This window comes from uncultured Metabacillus sp. (assembly GCF_947503125.1).
Taxonomy (GTDB): Bacteria; Bacillota; Bacilli; order Bacillales; family Bacillaceae; genus Metabacillus.
On the sequence record NZ_CANNCR010000008.1, the window covers coordinates 134364 to 148165 of the forward strand.

13 protein-coding genes and 1 pseudogene are annotated in these 13802 nt (G+C 37.5%); 5 read left to right on the plus strand and 9 right to left on the minus strand.

The window, feature by feature from the left end; all coding sequences use genetic code 11:
- Positions 1 to 3: 3 nt before the first annotated feature.
- The 6 genes from Q1B07_RS08740 to Q1B07_RS08765 form a co-directional block, all read right to left on the minus strand.
- Positions 4 to 996, minus strand: coding sequence for a thiamine pyrophosphate-dependent dehydrogenase E1 component subunit alpha (locus Q1B07_RS08740; protein ID WP_299088114.1), 993 nt, complete (start codon positions 994 to 996; stop codon positions 4 to 6).
- Between the two features lie 14 nt (positions 997 to 1010).
- A complete protein-coding gene (gene lpdA, locus Q1B07_RS08745) occupies positions 1011 to 2432 on the minus strand; it encodes a dihydrolipoyl dehydrogenase (protein WP_299088112.1) in 1422 nt (473 codons plus the stop codon).
- 38 nt (positions 2433 to 2470) lie between these two features.
- Positions 2471 to 3586 carry a butyrate kinase gene (gene buk / locus Q1B07_RS08750; RefSeq protein ID WP_299088110.1) on the minus strand — a complete coding sequence of 372 codons (1116 nt, stop codon included), beginning with the start codon at positions 3584 to 3586 and terminating at the stop codon, positions 2471 to 2473.
- A gap of 139 nt (positions 3587 to 3725) precedes the next feature.
- The gene (gene bcd / locus Q1B07_RS08755) at positions 3726 to 4820 is read right to left on the minus strand and encodes a branched-chain amino acid dehydrogenase (protein ID WP_299088109.1); all 1095 of its coding nucleotides are present in this window, start codon (positions 4818 to 4820) and stop codon (positions 3726 to 3728) included.
- Positions 4821 to 4843: 23 nt separating this feature from the next.
- On the minus strand, positions 4844 to 5740 hold the full coding sequence (gene yqiS / locus Q1B07_RS08760) for a phosphate butyryltransferase (RefSeq protein WP_299088107.1): 897 nt from the start codon (positions 5738 to 5740) through the stop codon (positions 4844 to 4846).
- A 241-nt stretch (positions 5741 to 5981) separates the two neighbouring features.
- Complete coding sequence (locus tag Q1B07_RS08765) at positions 5982 to 8054, minus strand: sigma 54-interacting transcriptional regulator (protein ID WP_299088105.1); 2073 nt, start codon at positions 8052 to 8054, stop codon at positions 5982 to 5984.
- 191 nt (positions 8055 to 8245) lie between these two features.
- Here Q1B07_RS08765 and Q1B07_RS08770 point away from each other — a divergent pair, with 191 nt between their 5' ends.
- Entirely contained in the window at positions 8246 to 8482 is a 237-nt protein-coding gene (locus tag Q1B07_RS08770; protein WP_299088104.1) for a DUF2627 domain-containing protein, read from the plus strand.
- Between the two features lie 412 nt (positions 8483 to 8894).
- Here the strand turns inward: Q1B07_RS08770 and Q1B07_RS08775 are convergent, their stop codons facing one another.
- Positions 8895 to 9632, minus strand: a complete 738-nt coding sequence (locus tag Q1B07_RS08775) for a glycerophosphodiester phosphodiesterase (protein ID WP_299088102.1) — start codon at positions 9630 to 9632, stop codon at positions 8895 to 8897.
- 52 nt (positions 9633 to 9684) lie between these two features.
- Here Q1B07_RS08775 and Q1B07_RS08780 point away from each other — a divergent pair, with 52 nt between their 5' ends.
- From Q1B07_RS08780 to Q1B07_RS08795, 4 genes are all read left to right on the plus strand, one after another.
- Entirely contained in the window at positions 9685 to 9837 is a 153-nt protein-coding gene (locus tag Q1B07_RS08780) for a YycC family protein (protein ID WP_299088101.1), read from the plus strand.
- A 203-nt stretch (positions 9838 to 10040) separates the two neighbouring features.
- Positions 10041 to 11015 carry a ketoacyl-ACP synthase III gene (locus Q1B07_RS08785; protein WP_299088099.1) on the plus strand — a complete coding sequence of 325 codons (975 nt, stop codon included), beginning with the start codon at positions 10041 to 10043 and terminating at the stop codon, positions 11013 to 11015.
- Between the two features lie 822 nt (positions 11016 to 11837).
- A complete protein-coding gene (locus Q1B07_RS08790) occupies positions 11838 to 12050 on the plus strand; it encodes a helix-turn-helix domain-containing protein (protein ID WP_299088098.1) in 213 nt (70 codons plus the stop codon).
- 251 nt (positions 12051 to 12301) lie between these two features.
- A complete protein-coding gene (locus Q1B07_RS08795; protein ID WP_299088096.1) occupies positions 12302 to 12463 on the plus strand; it encodes a hypothetical protein in 162 nt (53 codons plus the stop codon).
- Positions 12464 to 12745: 282 nt separating this feature from the next.
- Here the strand turns inward: Q1B07_RS08795 and Q1B07_RS08800 are convergent, their stop codons facing one another.
- Together Q1B07_RS08800 and Q1B07_RS08805 are read right to left on the minus strand one after the other, a co-directional pair.
- Positions 12746 to 12865: an anti-repressor SinI family protein gene (locus Q1B07_RS08800; protein WP_299088094.1), complete on the minus strand. Its 120-nt coding sequence runs from the start codon at positions 12863 to 12865 to the stop codon at positions 12746 to 12748.
- A 12-nt stretch (positions 12866 to 12877) separates the two neighbouring features.
- A pseudogene (locus Q1B07_RS08805) lies at positions 12878 to 13729 on the minus strand (tyrosine-type recombinase/integrase); the annotation flags it as partial.
- Between the last annotated feature and the right edge of the window lie 73 nt (positions 13730 to 13802).

Below are 13802 nucleotides of genomic sequence, written 5' to 3' on the forward strand. Positions count from 1 at the left end.
CCCTTACTCTGCATATACATGCTTTAACGCATGTTCTGGAACCGCATATGGAGCAGCTTCAGCATACTCTGTTGCTTCATCTACTACTTTCATAATGTTAGCGAACATTTCATTTTCTATTTCATCTGTTAACACACCAACCTCTTTTAGATAGTTGGCAAATGTCTTAATCGGATCATTTTTCTTCGCTTCAGCTACTTCATCCTGTTCCCGGTAACTGCGATCGTCATCATCACTTGAGTGCGGTGTTAAGCGGTATGATATTGTTTCAATTAGAGTTGGACCTTCACCACGGCGCCCGCGGTCAGCAGCCTGTTTGACTGCAGCATAAACCTCAAGTGGGCAATTGCCATCTACCGTTACTCCAGGCATACCATAGCCAATTGCTCTATCCGAAATTTTTTCACAGGCAACCTGTTTGTTATAAGGGACAGAGATTGCATATTTATTATTTTCACACATTAATATAACGGGAAGCTTATGAACAGCAGCGAAATTTGCTCCCTCATGAAAATCGCCTTGATTGGATGAACCTTCACCGAACGTTACAAACGTAACTAAATTCTTCTTTTGCATTTTTCCAGCCAAAGCAATTCCTACTGCGTGAGGGACTTGTGTTGTAACTGGAGAAGAACCAGTTACGATCCGGTTTTTCTTTTGACCGAAGTGACCTGGCATCTGTCTTCCGCCTGAGTTGGGATCCTCAGCTTTTGCAAAACCAGATAGCATTAATTCCTTAGCTGTCATACCAAACGTTAAAACAACTCCCATATCCCGGTAATAGGGAAGGACATAATCCTCATTGCGATCTAAAGCAAAAGCTGCCCCAACTTGTGCCGCCTCTTGACCTTGACATGAAATAACAAATGGTATTTTACCAGCACGGTTCAATAACCACATGCGTTCATCAATTTTTCTTGCCATAGCCATTGTTTCATACATCTTTAACACGTCTTGATCATTAAGACCTAAAACATGATGTCGGTTTTCTGTCATTATATTACCTCCCATTAAAAATGAATCGCCTTTCCATAAACAGCAAGTGCCGCTTCACCAATTGCTTCAGATAATGTCGGATGAGGATGGATGGTATGTGATACTTCCCATGGCGTGGCATCCAATACCCTTGCTAGCCCTGCTTCTGAAATCATGTCGGTGACATGGGGGCCTATCATATGAACACCTAAGAGGTCATCTGTTTCTTCATCCACTACAAGTTTGACGAATCCATCTGCTTCACCAAAGATCAGAGCCTTTCCAATCGCTTTAAATGGAAATTTGCCTATTTTCGTTTTATATCCGTTAGTCTTTGCTTCGTCTTCAGTTAATCCGACACTCGCAATCTCCGGGGAACTGTAAATACATTTTGGTACAAATGTTTCTTCTAATAGAATCGGCTTTTCATTTGCAATATGCTCAACTGCTATTATGCCTTCATGTGAAGCCACATGTGCTAATTGCAAGCCGCCAATAACATCGCCAATTGCGTATATATGTGATTCTTTCGTTTGATAAAATTGATTTGTCGCAATAAAGCCATTCTCTGTTTTTATATCAGTATTTTCCAGCCCGATCCCTTCAACATTAGCTTTCCTTCCAACCGAAAGAAGGATTTTATCGGCTATAAATGATTTTTCTTCTCCTTTATGCTCCGCTCTTATCGAAGCTTGATTTCCTTTTTCAAGCGTATTAGGCAACACTTTACAGTCAGTTACAATGGTAATGCCTTTTTTCTTCATTAACCGTTCCATCTCTTTAGAAATCTCTATGTCCTCTGTAGGCAAAATTCTCTCTGAGTATTCTAAAACGGTGATCTCCACACCAAAATCTGAAAGCATTGAAGCCCATTCAATGCCAATAACACCACCGCCAACAATTATCATAGATTTTGGCAGACTCGTTAATTCCAATGCTTCATCAGAGGTAAGTACAACCTCTCCATCAATTTCTAGCCCTGGCAGACTTCGTGGCCTTGAACCTGTAGCAATAATGACATTTTTAGGAATAAGCATTTCATTTTCTTCCCCATTGTTCATCTCTACCGAAATCGTTCCGGGCATTGGTGAAAAAATCGATGGTCCTAAAATGCGTCCTGTTCCTTCGTACACATCGATTTTCCCCTTTTTCATGAGCTGTTGTACTCCATTGTGAAGCTGCTCGACAATTCGCGCTTTTCTTTCTTGAACTTTTAAAAAATCCACTGTAACTTCCGAGATTTCTACACCGAACTCTGAGCTTTTCTTCGCTGTTGCAAACACTTCAGCACTTCTAAGAAGTGCTTTACTCGGAATACAGCCTTTATGTAAACATGTTCCGCCAAGCTTCCTTTTTTCCACTACTGCTGTTTTAAGACCAAGCTGGGAGGCACGGATTGCTGCAACATATCCGCCTGTTCCTCCTCCAAGGATAACTAAATCATATTCGGTTGCCATCATATCCCTCCTTTAAAACAAATCCTCTTGGTGGCAAGTTAATTGTTTGTTTTTGTTGCAATTAATTGTTTTGAATTCGGATATTGCTTCGCTTTTTCTTCATTTGTTAACACACGTAATGCTCCTTCAGCGAGTGCCTGCAGCTCATTTTCACCTGGAAATACTAGAACGTCTGCAATCCAATCTATATAGGAGGAAATTTCTTTTACGAATTTTTTTCCATAGGCTAATCCTCCTGTTAACACGATGGCATCGACTTTACCTTTTAATACCGCACTAGCAGAGCCGATTTCTTTTGCAATTTGATATGCCATTGCTGAATATATAAGGGAAGCCTTTTGATCACCAGCTTCAACCATTTTTTCCACCTTGACAGCATCATTTGTTCCTAAATAGCCGACAAGACCGCCTTGCCCGACAATTTTCTTCATCATTTCCTCGCGATAATATTCTCCAGAGTAACACAAAGAAATAAGGTCTCCTGCCGGAACTGTTCCAGCACGTTCAGGACTAAATGGCCCGTCACCATGCAAGCCATTATTTACATCCACAACTCTGCCTCTCTTATGAACGCCAACAGTAATCCCGCCGCCCATATGTGTAATGATCAGGTTCATGTCTTCATATTTCTTATTGAAATCAGAAGCAACACGCCGGGCAACTGCTTTTTGGTTTAATGCATGAAAAATGCTTCTTCTCTCAATAGCAGGCATTCCTGAGATTTTTGCAATTTCATCCATTTCATCCACTACAACCGGATCAACAATAAATGCAGGTATATTAAGCCCGCTCGCAATTTCATAAGCAATTATCCCACCAAGGTTTGATGCATGCTGACCAGCATAACCGATCCTTAAATCTTCGAGCATTTGCTCATTAACTATATACGTCCCCCCCTCAATTGGACGAAGCAGACCTCCACGTCCACAAACAGCATTGATTTTTGAAATATTGATTCCTTCTTCATGAAGAGTTTCCAAAATGGCCTGTTTACGGAAGTCATATTGATCAATAATCGTTGGATATGTTTGAAGCTTTTGAACATCATGCCGCAGTGTTTTTTCAAAAATAGAACGCTCGTTATCAAAAACACCTATTTTCGTCGATGTTGACCCAGGGTTAAGAACTAGAATTCGATATTCATTCACTTGCAACGTTTAAACCTCCGTCATCTAAAAAATTATTCACAGTTCGTTCTTTTGGATGTGAAAGGGAAGTTGATCTTGATGTATATAAAGTGAAAATTGGAGTTAAGAGAAAGCATGACTCCTAACCCCAACGGTCAATCAATTATTAGCGACGACTCAAAATATGATGTCCATTTTGTAAAAATTGACTGCGAGAATTTCTCATTCGTGCAATTCGTTCTTCTGCAAGACGGTCAGCTGCTTTATAAGTCGGAATATCATCACGCTTCGCAATGTCAATAACTCGAGATATGTTATTATAAATGCCTTCAACCTTTTTCAGTGCACGTTCACTGTTATATCCATAAAGTTCATCAGCGACATTAATGACACCGCCTGCATTAATGACATAATCTGGAGCATAAACAATACCCATTTCATGAATGATATCACCATGTTTAGCATCTTTTAATTGGTTATTCGCTGCACCAGCAATAACCCTTGCTTTTAATTGCGGGATGGTCACATCATTGATCGTCGCACCAAGCGCACATGGAGCATAAATATCACACTCAACACTATAAATATCATTTGGTTCGACCGCTTTTACGCCAAAATCCTCTATAGCACGTCTCACTGCTTCTTTATTGATGTCAGTTACAATTAGCTGTGCGCCCTCTTCATGCAAATGTTTACACAAATTGTATGCTACATTGCCAACACCTTGTACTGCAACAACCTTTCCCTCAAGCGAATCTGTTCCGAACGCCTCTTTTGCTGCAGCCTTCATTCCTCGATAAACGCCAAATGCCGTAACAGGTGAAGGATTTCCAGACGATCCAAAAGCAGGGGAAATACCTGTTACATAGTCGGTCTCCTCATGAATTAAATCCATGTCCGCAACTGTTGTTCCGACATCTTCTGCGGTAATATAGCGACCATTTAACCCTTGAATATAGCGGCCAAACGCCCGGAACATCTCTTCATTTTTATCTTTTCGGGGATCACCAATAATAACCGTTTTTCCACCTCCAAGATTTAAACCTGCTGCTGCATTTTTATAAGTCATACCGCGAGCCAAACGCAAAGCATCTTCGATTGCCTCTTCTTCTGTATCATATGTCCACATACGTGTGCCACCTAAGGCTGGCCCTAACGTAGTATCATGGATCGCGATGATTGCTTTCAGTCCTGATTGTTTATCCTGACAAAATACCAATTGCTCATAATCGTAATTCTCCATATATTGGAATATTTCCATGATGTTGTTTTCCTCCTAATGGTTTACTTTTCAGATGAACAAATCGCTAATGCTAAGGAATAGAGCTTACTTTCGGATGAGTCCGTGCGACTTGTTAACACAATTGGTGCTTTCGCTCCAGCAATGACCGCTCCAACTCTGGCTTTTGCAAAATAAACCAACGATTTATACAAGGCATTTCCTACCTCAATCGTAGGCACGAGCAGTATATCAGCTTGTCCTGCTACCTCACTTTTAATCCCTTTATGTCTCGCAGCGTCAAGTGAAATCGCATTATCAAGCGCTAAAGGTCCGTCAATTACACAATCCTTTATTTGTCCTCTCATATTCATCAATGTTAAGGAAGCAGCGTCGATTGATGCCTGCATCGCAGGGTTTACAACCTCCACTGCGGCAAGGGCAGCAACCTTTGGGATTTCAATGTCAATTGCTTTGGCAATCTCAACAGCATTAACAACAATCTGCTCCTTTTGCATTAAATCAGGCGCAATATTCATTGCAGCATCAGTTATAAAGACAAATTTTGTAAATCCCGGAACTTCGAAAATGGCCACATGGGACAATATTCTGCCCGTGCGAAGACCATATTCCTTATTTAATACAGCTTTTAGCAAGATTGATGTTGGAAGATTACCCTTCATTAGCACAGAAGCCTCATTGTGATGAACGGCCCTTACAGCCAGTTCAGCTGCTTGCTCCTTGTTTCTTGCTTGAATGATTTCAATAGAATCTTTACCAATGCCTTTTGAAATGAGGAGATCCACAATTGCTTCTTTTTTACCAAAGAGCATAAATCGAGCGAGATTACGTTTAATCGCTTCAGATACAGCTTCTATAACCTCTTCATCCTCTGCAGAAGCAACCGCTACGACCTTCCCTCTTATTTCAGCTGCTCTATTCAGCAGATTTTCTAACTTCATTTATACCCATTTCCTTCCAAGATGTATTCATCTGCTATTACCAACTATCCAGCAAGAAGTGTGCCAACAGCCTTAATTCGTGTAAAAAAATGCATGTATATATGTAAATCCCTATGTACCTGTACGTAAATCCACGGTATTTCTTTTATCGGGTATGTATTTTTCACTCACAATAAAATGAATGACACATCATACCCTTTTATCATATAACGAACATGCACTATTTTGCAAACTATGTACATTATTGCATGCTATTATTTGCAAGGTTATACTTTTCCATTTTATAGTACAGGCTTCTTAATGAAATTCCTAGAGCCTTTGCCGTTTGGGTCCGGTTGTACTCATGCTTTTCTAATGATTGCTTGATTACTTCAGCTTCAACCCGCTCAACAGCATCTGCCAGCGTTTCATCATTATTATGGACAAATGGTCCATTTTCTTGTACTTTTCTTTCTATTAGCGGTACTTGAAGCTGAGGAATATGCGTTGCTTCAATCATTGTTTCATGATGATCCATAAAAATGATAGCTCTGCCTAGCACATTTTCTAATTCTCTGACATTACCCGGCCAATTATATTGATGAAGAAGCTCCAGAGCATGTTGTGTAATTGTATCAATATTCCGTCCATAATCCTGATTCAACTTGCTAATTAAACGGACACATAATGCAGGAATATCTTCTTTTCGGTCTCTTAATGGCGGTATGGAGATTGGATAACGATTTAAACGATAATAAAGATCCTCACGAAAGCTTCCTTCTGCCAGAGCCTTTTCAATATTTACATTTGTTGCAGCAATCACACGCACATTAACCGGCAATGGCTTTGTTCCGCCAACCTTTACAATTTCATTTTCCTGAAGCACTCTGAGAAGCTTTGCTTGCATATTGGCTGATAATTCACCTATTTCATCCAAGAAAATGCTTCCATTATTAGCTTCTTCAAAAAAACCTCTCTTCCCGCCACGTTTCGCTCCTGAAAAAGCTCCCTCTTCATAACCAAAAAGTTCACTTTCCAATAGGCTTTCAGATATAGCTGCACAATTCACACGAATAAATTTGTTATACTTTCTGTCACTTGCATTATGTATCGCGTGGGCAAAAAGCTCCTTCCCTGTACCGGATTCACCTCTAAGAAGCACAGTTGCAGGTGTTTTCGCGCCTAACTTCGCCTGCTCAATCGCCATTTTCATTTCCTCGCTTACCCCGATAATATCCTCAAAAGTATACTTAGCCTCCAATGTACGAATAATTTGTCTTGCACGATTTAATTCGGTTGTAAGCTTTTGAATTTCAGAGACATCCTGAATAACCCCGACACTTCCCTTTAGCTTTCCGTCCACAATTACCGGTGCAACATTAACAATAACATCGCGCTTGGCAGGCCCAACTTTCATCCTTACGCCACGCACCGCACGTCTTGTTTGTAGCACCTTCATATGCATACTTTCACCCTCAGATATATCAGCGGTTGCCGGCTTTCCTAATACCTGTTCTTCTGACAAACCCGTCAATTTTGTATAGGCGCGATTGATCAAAATCCCGCGACCTTCTTCATCAACGACAGAAATGGCCTCCTCAGAAGATTGGATAATTGATTCCAGCAGCACCTGAATTTCCTTTAAATTCGTCACTTCCTCTGCTAAATTTACAACCTCGGTAATATCTTTAAAAAGAGCTAATGCTCCTAAAAGATTACCTGATTCATCAATCATAGGAATACGCGTCGTAATAATTTTCAAGCCATTTTCTAGGACTTGTTCTTGATTTGTTTCGACCTCACGCGTCGTAAGCGTTCTAGGCAATTTACTTGAGGGAATGACATCTTTGATATTCCGTCCAATTGCTTTTGTACGCGGGAATCCGGTAATTTTCTCAGCTGTTTTATTAAACAAGATGATTTTTTCATTTATATCAATAACAATCATGCCATCATTTGTAGAATTAAAGATTGTTTGCTGCTTATACGTTTCCTCTTTTAGTTTTGCAATTAATACTTCTTTTTCTTCTACTAATTCTGAAATAAGATGGGCTACAGCTCCAGGAATTATCACCATGCCGGGTTCCTTGTCCTTTTGGAGACTCTTCATAACCTCGTTATTTCCGGTTGCCTCAATGATAATGTTTATGTTCTTCTTTATCACCGGCAACCAGTGTGTCGTTGTTTCAATGCCAAGTTTTTTAGCTAACTTTATTCCTGGTGCCTGTACATTTTTATCAACAATGGCCGCTACTTCCATTAAATTTGTTTCGACTATTCTCTTTAACAAAGCTGTTCCACCTTTACCAGCTCCGACGATCATTACACGTTGCATAAACCTATCCCCTTTTTGTCACGATTGAAGCACCTATTTATGGTAAGTAAACTTAGTTTCTAAAAAATAAACATTGAAAAATATCGTATGCAAAAAATTGCACACTTATATCATAGCCTAAAGATTGGGACTTGACAAACATTCATGTGAGAATGAAAATGTAATCAGAACAAGAAAGGACTTAAATCTTTATGTCTAGAATAATTGCACTTATTATTATGGTTATTCCCGGAGCACTAGCAGCATATGGCATTAAGCTTATGCGTGATATGACGTTTGGCATTTTACAGCCGCCTATACCAAATTTATTTTTGCAGTTTATATTAGGTCTTATCTTATTCCTTGGTGGACTAAGCTTTGTTGCTGGGTTTATCTTTTACCGTGATCGAAAACGGAATAAGGTGCAGAAACGATTTTCTAAAAGATAAAAAAAGCGCAAGGCGCCTGCCTATCGGCGACAAGCATAAGGCGAACAGGAATAGAAGGTGTACTTTACCTTCAATTCCTGTTTGACTTATGACCTCGAGCCGATGGCGCCTGGAGCTAGATTCAGAAACGCAAGCTATGTTAAGAAAATATATAAATTCTGATATTATAAAGAAAACTTGGCTGGCGCCAAGCCTTAGGGGCAGTGCGACTGCCTATACTTAATTCTTAAAATTTGCCACTACGTCGAATTCTCATCTGCGCTGCAAATTTATGCTTTCTTAACGTGTAAAATAAAAGTGCGGCTTTTTCTATTATTAAAAGAGGTCAGTACCCTTAAGAACATGAAATCTTTACCGGATTCTAAATTGTTTTAAGGAGCCTGACCTTTTCGTTTTAGTCAGACTCCTCTTTTTACAAAGAAGTATTTTCAGTTTTCACTTTTACTGCTAGTTCCGGAAAATCGGTAAAAAATGCCGTGCAATTTTCATTGATTAGTTTTTCCATAAATGCTGGTTCGTTAACAGTAAAAGGTCTGACAGCAACACCATAATTTTGTGATTGTAAAATAATTTCTTTTTTCACAGCCTGGTAATACGGATGTAAGCCTTTTGCCCCTATATTTGCTGCATAGGCCCATGGTTTAAATAAACCTTCCATATACAGGACGGCTGTTTCAATTTCCGGTGAGATTTCTTTACATTTAACCAAACTATAATGATTAAACGATGAAATAATCACTTGTTTTTCAAAGTGATGATTACGAACAAGCTCAATTGTTTTTTCTTCTATTCCCGGATAGTCAATGATTCCATTTTTCAATTCAATATTTATTAGCAATTGGTCTTGTTGTTTTGCCCATTCAAGCACCTCATTCAGAATCGGAACAGATGCGGAGTCTTTGAATTGAGTAAATTTGAAGCTTGCATCTAACTGAGAAATCTCTTCATAAGTTAAATCCTTTACATAGCCTGTGCCATTCGTTGTTCGATCAACTGTTTCGTCATGGATGACTACTAGCTCCCCATCTTTTGTCATTTGAACATCCAATTCAATCCCATCAGCACCAGCTGCACTTGCTGCAATGAACGAACACATTGTATTTTCAGGATAGTTTCCTGCCGAACCTCTATGGCCAAAGATTAATGTCATCTTGTTATCACCTTCATTTCGTGTAAAATATATGGGAGGAGGGAAACCAATTATGAAACCATTACAGATATCAGCTGAAACAGCACAAAAACTCGCAAAGTCACTTAATGTTCCGCTTGAACAAATTATGCATATGCCACAGCATATCCTATTAGCAAAACTTGCAGAATTAAACAGCAAAGAAGATTCAAAAAAAGATCATTAATTGACAAGGCGTCCGTTACCTACATACACAAAGTCCAAAGAAAGACTCGATTACAAGTCTTTCTTTTTTGTTGTCATTTTTAATATTCAATAATGATGCGGATTTATCCTTTGTATAAATAAAAATTGACAAAAACAAACTTTTAGTAGCAGGTACTAGAAATTAGTGTTATGATTAACTTATAAAAAATGAGGTGATCTAACATGATGTCAAAAGCACGTATAACCGCTATCGGTTCTTATGTTCCAGATAACGTTGTAACAAATTTCGATCTTGAAAAAATGGTTGATACAAACGATGAATGGATTATCAGGCGTACAGGCATTAAAGAGCGAAGATTTGCATCAGAGAATGAATTCACTAGCGACCTAAGTATTAAAGCGATTGAAAATCTAATGGAACGTTATGATAAGGGTATTCATGATGTTGATATGATTGTTGTGTGCACACTCTCACCTGACTATCAAACCCCTAGTACAGCCTCTTATATTCAAGGAAGGTTAGGATTAAAACAAGCGGGAGCGATTGATATTAATGCAGCCTGTGCAGGATTTACCTATGGCCTGCATCTTGCAAATGGGTTAATTACTGCTGGTCTTCATAAAAAAATCCTTGTGATCGGTGCTGAAACATTATCCAAGATAACGGATTTTACCGATCGTACAACATGCATTTTATTTGGCGACGGTGCAGGCGCTATGCTTGTCGAATACGACCAGAACGGAAGCTTTCTATCCTCACATGTTGTTTCAGAAGGTGAAAAGGCACATAATTTATACGGGACTTATTTATCTGACAAAATGTTTGGCCATGAGCTGGAGCATAAGAGGCAGCTTGTCCAAAATGGACGTGAAGTATATAAATGGGCCGTTACTTCCGTTCCATCAGGAATGAAAGCAGTTGTTGACAAAGTTGAGTTTTCTTTACAAGATGTTGATTGGTTTATCCCTCATAGCGCAAACTTGCGGATGATTGAATCCATCTGCGAAAAAAGCAGTTATCCTATTGAAAAAACGCTAACAAGCTTAGAATATTATGGGAATACCTCTGCTGCTTCCATACCGTTAGCAGTCGATTTAGGAATCAAAGAAGGAAAAATAAAGGAAGGTGATTATCTTTTATTTTACGGATTTGGGGGCGGGCTCAGCCGTTCAGGCCAGCTTATCAAATGGGGATAGTACTTTATGTCCTTATCCCTCAATCTATTTTGAGTTTTGAACAAATAATTAGTCAATCATGCTATTCAAATAGTGCAAACTGCCGAAAACTTTGCAATCTGATCCTCCGAAATAACACTACCCTCTTTATTATTTTAAGCCAGCGACTAAATGTGATTGATTACTACAAATTACTTTTGCTATGTGTTTCTTCATAAAAACCAGATTCTTTAATTGCTGCTTTGTATTCATCTTTACTCATATGATCACCAACTTATATCAATAATAATTGACTAAAAAAATTTACGTTTATTCCTATACCATTACGTTACCAAATAAAGTGATATAAATCCTTATGTATCAATACTTCAGCATTTTCAATCTAGGGAATTTGGTATATTTTTTATGTGTTTTTTCTTCCTTTATAGAACATTATCTAATTTCAATCACAAATGCATTAATATCAAGTGTTTGATTTACAAAAGCTGCTTTCTTAATCATCCTTAACTCGATGAAGAGTGGATTTATCAAGGGTTATAACAGGTAGCAATTGTCCACGTTTTTTAAATTCCCTTTTTGTAGAATATTATCTAAAAAGTGCCTTCACGTTTACTATCCCAAGGGTTTAGGCGTTTCCATTCGGAAGTTTCTCATCATATTGAGCTTTTTTTAGATTTATTTTTTGCTAAAATATCAAATTGTCAGAACTTTTATTTTCTCACTAATTCTTCCGTATGCTTCAATTTTCAACTATGAAATTTAAATAAAACCATTATTTTAATGAATAATTTCCAATTTTATCATATAATGTGTTATGCTTAAGGATAGAAGAGAGGTGTCGATTTGACCGCATATAAAGCTAAGAAAAGCAATTTAAATGCACTTTTAGCAAAAAACAACACTAATCTAGACATTCTTGCTGCTAACACAAATATTCCAAAAGAACTACTTCAAGATTATTTAGATAAGAAAGTTATGAGCCTTAACAACGCTATGACTATTTCTAAAGAATTAAATTGTACTATAGAGGACTTGTATAATTGGAAAGTTTCTTGAGAGTGATTAATTTCACTCTTTATTTTTTGTCCCCATAAGATCAACTGCGGCTCAAGTAACTCTCCTTGAAATTTAAGCGTGTATAAAGCCCTCTTATGAATAACTTGGACTTGTGCTAAACAATAATCATAAATACCTGACCATCGTGTTGGGTATTATTATTTAATTTTTAAATAGATCAGCCATGTGGAATAAAATGCATTTTTTAAACCTAAATTATATAGTTAAAAAATACAGAAGGGGTGTATTATTTGAAACAATACGTTTTTATTATCAACACCAACAACGTGGAACGTGATCTTATTATTAACGCCAAAGGAATGACAGATGCTTTTAAACAAGTAACACGAAGAGTGAAATCTGATGATAAGACTCAAACAAAACTCATTAAATTTAAAGGAGTAAAATATTAATAGTAACTTAGTAACTGTATAAAATTTTACAATTAAGTATAATTATAACTTGGGGTGCAAGAATATTTCTTATTTCCCCGAAATAGTTTACTGTCCTACAACTAGCAAACTACTTGCACCCTATATAATAATTTTCACACCTTTTTCAATAATGGAAACAAAGTTCTTCTCACCAACTTGTGTGTTAAAGTTGTAATTGAATACTTTGCAATTGTAATTTCATAAATTCTTTTTGAAGTTGTTCATTATCACTTCCAATCTTAACCTGCATGTTAAAGCCCCTCAGTTTGAGTTGTTTGTAGTTGAATAAGTTTCTAAAAATGACTTTATTTCTTCGATGTCTAGACCTTGTTGGATTGCCTCTTGAATTAATTCCACCCATTCCGGATCTAGATTAGTCATATATACCTCCATTTAAATGTCTAGGTTATTTAATGGTGAATGCTTTTGATATTTACGTCCTATTTCTTGACCAGTAAAATCCAGATATGCTTTCATGGTTACATCAACAGAGCTGTGACCTAAAATTCTACTTAAAGTTGCAAAGTCTCCATTTCCTTCAACTAAGTAATAATTAATGAAGTTATTCCTTAACTGATGGGGATGAATACTAACTCCCACTTTCTTACCTGCCTCACGTAAATCCTTTCATAATTCCTAACCTGGTACCTCAAATAGTGGGAAATAAATACTAACTATCTGAATACCTATTCCTATATTGAAGCCACCGTTTCAACTCATTAGACATCTTATATCCGAAATAAACGTACCTTTGTTGATTATTCTTAGGGTTTTCAATTAAGATAGATTTATTTTTGAAATCAATATTCTCAGGACATAAATCACAACTTTCACCGGACAAATTCCCGTATCAAGAATAAGCCTTGTTTGTACCTATGACCTGCAGGAATGAAAAACTGTTAAGTCAAATGTGTTTAAAACTTTCTTTAATTCATCGACTGAAAGTAATGCTTTTTGTTTTTTTTGCTTAATGTTTTCAATATTGGCAACTGGATTAATCTTAATTTCTCGTTCAGACTCTAAAAAATTGAAGAATACTTTAATGTTTCTTAAGTATTTCGCAACAGTAGTATCACTGATTGGTTTATTAAAGTCATGTCTATGATCAGGATGATTTATTTGCTTAGACTTCTCACTTGAAACGACAGTATACTTACCTCTTTCACGTAAGTACTAAATATACTGTCTAATGTGGCCTGATTTCACCTTGTCGATGTCAATAATTTTCATTTCTTTTTCTAAGTGTTACTGACGCTCTATAATGACAAGAAATTGATGAAATACTTTGTCCATAATCTGACGGAATTATTGGCCGGAA

Excerpts from the sequence above, each read along its gene's own strand:
- lpdA (WP_299088112.1), bottom strand. The coding sequence starts at position 2,432 with ATGGCAACCGAATATGATTTAGTTATCCTTGGAGGAGGAACAGGCGGA.
- yqiS (WP_299088107.1), bottom strand. The coding sequence starts at position 5,740 with ATGAAGTTAGAAAATCTGCTGAATAGAGCAGCTGAAATAAGAGGGAAG.
- Q1B07_RS08800 (WP_299088094.1), bottom strand. The coding sequence starts at position 12,865 with ATGACTAATCTAGATCCGGAATGGGTGGAATTAATTCAAGAGGCAATC.
- Q1B07_RS08780 (WP_299088101.1), top strand. The coding sequence starts at position 9,685 with ATGAAACCATTACAGATATCAGCTGAAACAGCACAAAAACTCGCAAAG.
- Q1B07_RS08775 (WP_299088102.1), bottom strand. The coding sequence starts at position 9,632 with ATGACATTAATCTTTGGCCATAGAGGTTCGGCAGGAAACTATCCTGAA.
- Q1B07_RS08770 (WP_299088104.1), top strand. The coding sequence starts at position 8,246 with ATGTCTAGAATAATTGCACTTATTATTATGGTTATTCCCGGAGCACTA.
- bcd (WP_299088109.1), bottom strand. The coding sequence starts at position 4,820 with ATGGAAATATTCCAATATATGGAGAATTACGATTATGAGCAATTGGTA.
- Q1B07_RS08740 (WP_299088114.1), bottom strand. The coding sequence starts at position 996 with ATGACAGAAAACCGACATCATGTTTTAGGTCTTAATGATCAAGACGTG.
- Q1B07_RS08765 (WP_299088105.1), bottom strand. The coding sequence starts at position 8,054 with ATGCAACGTGTAATGATCGTCGGAGCTGGTAAAGGTGGAACAGCTTTG.
- Q1B07_RS08785 (WP_299088099.1), top strand. The coding sequence starts at position 10,041 with ATGATGTCAAAAGCACGTATAACCGCTATCGGTTCTTATGTTCCAGAT.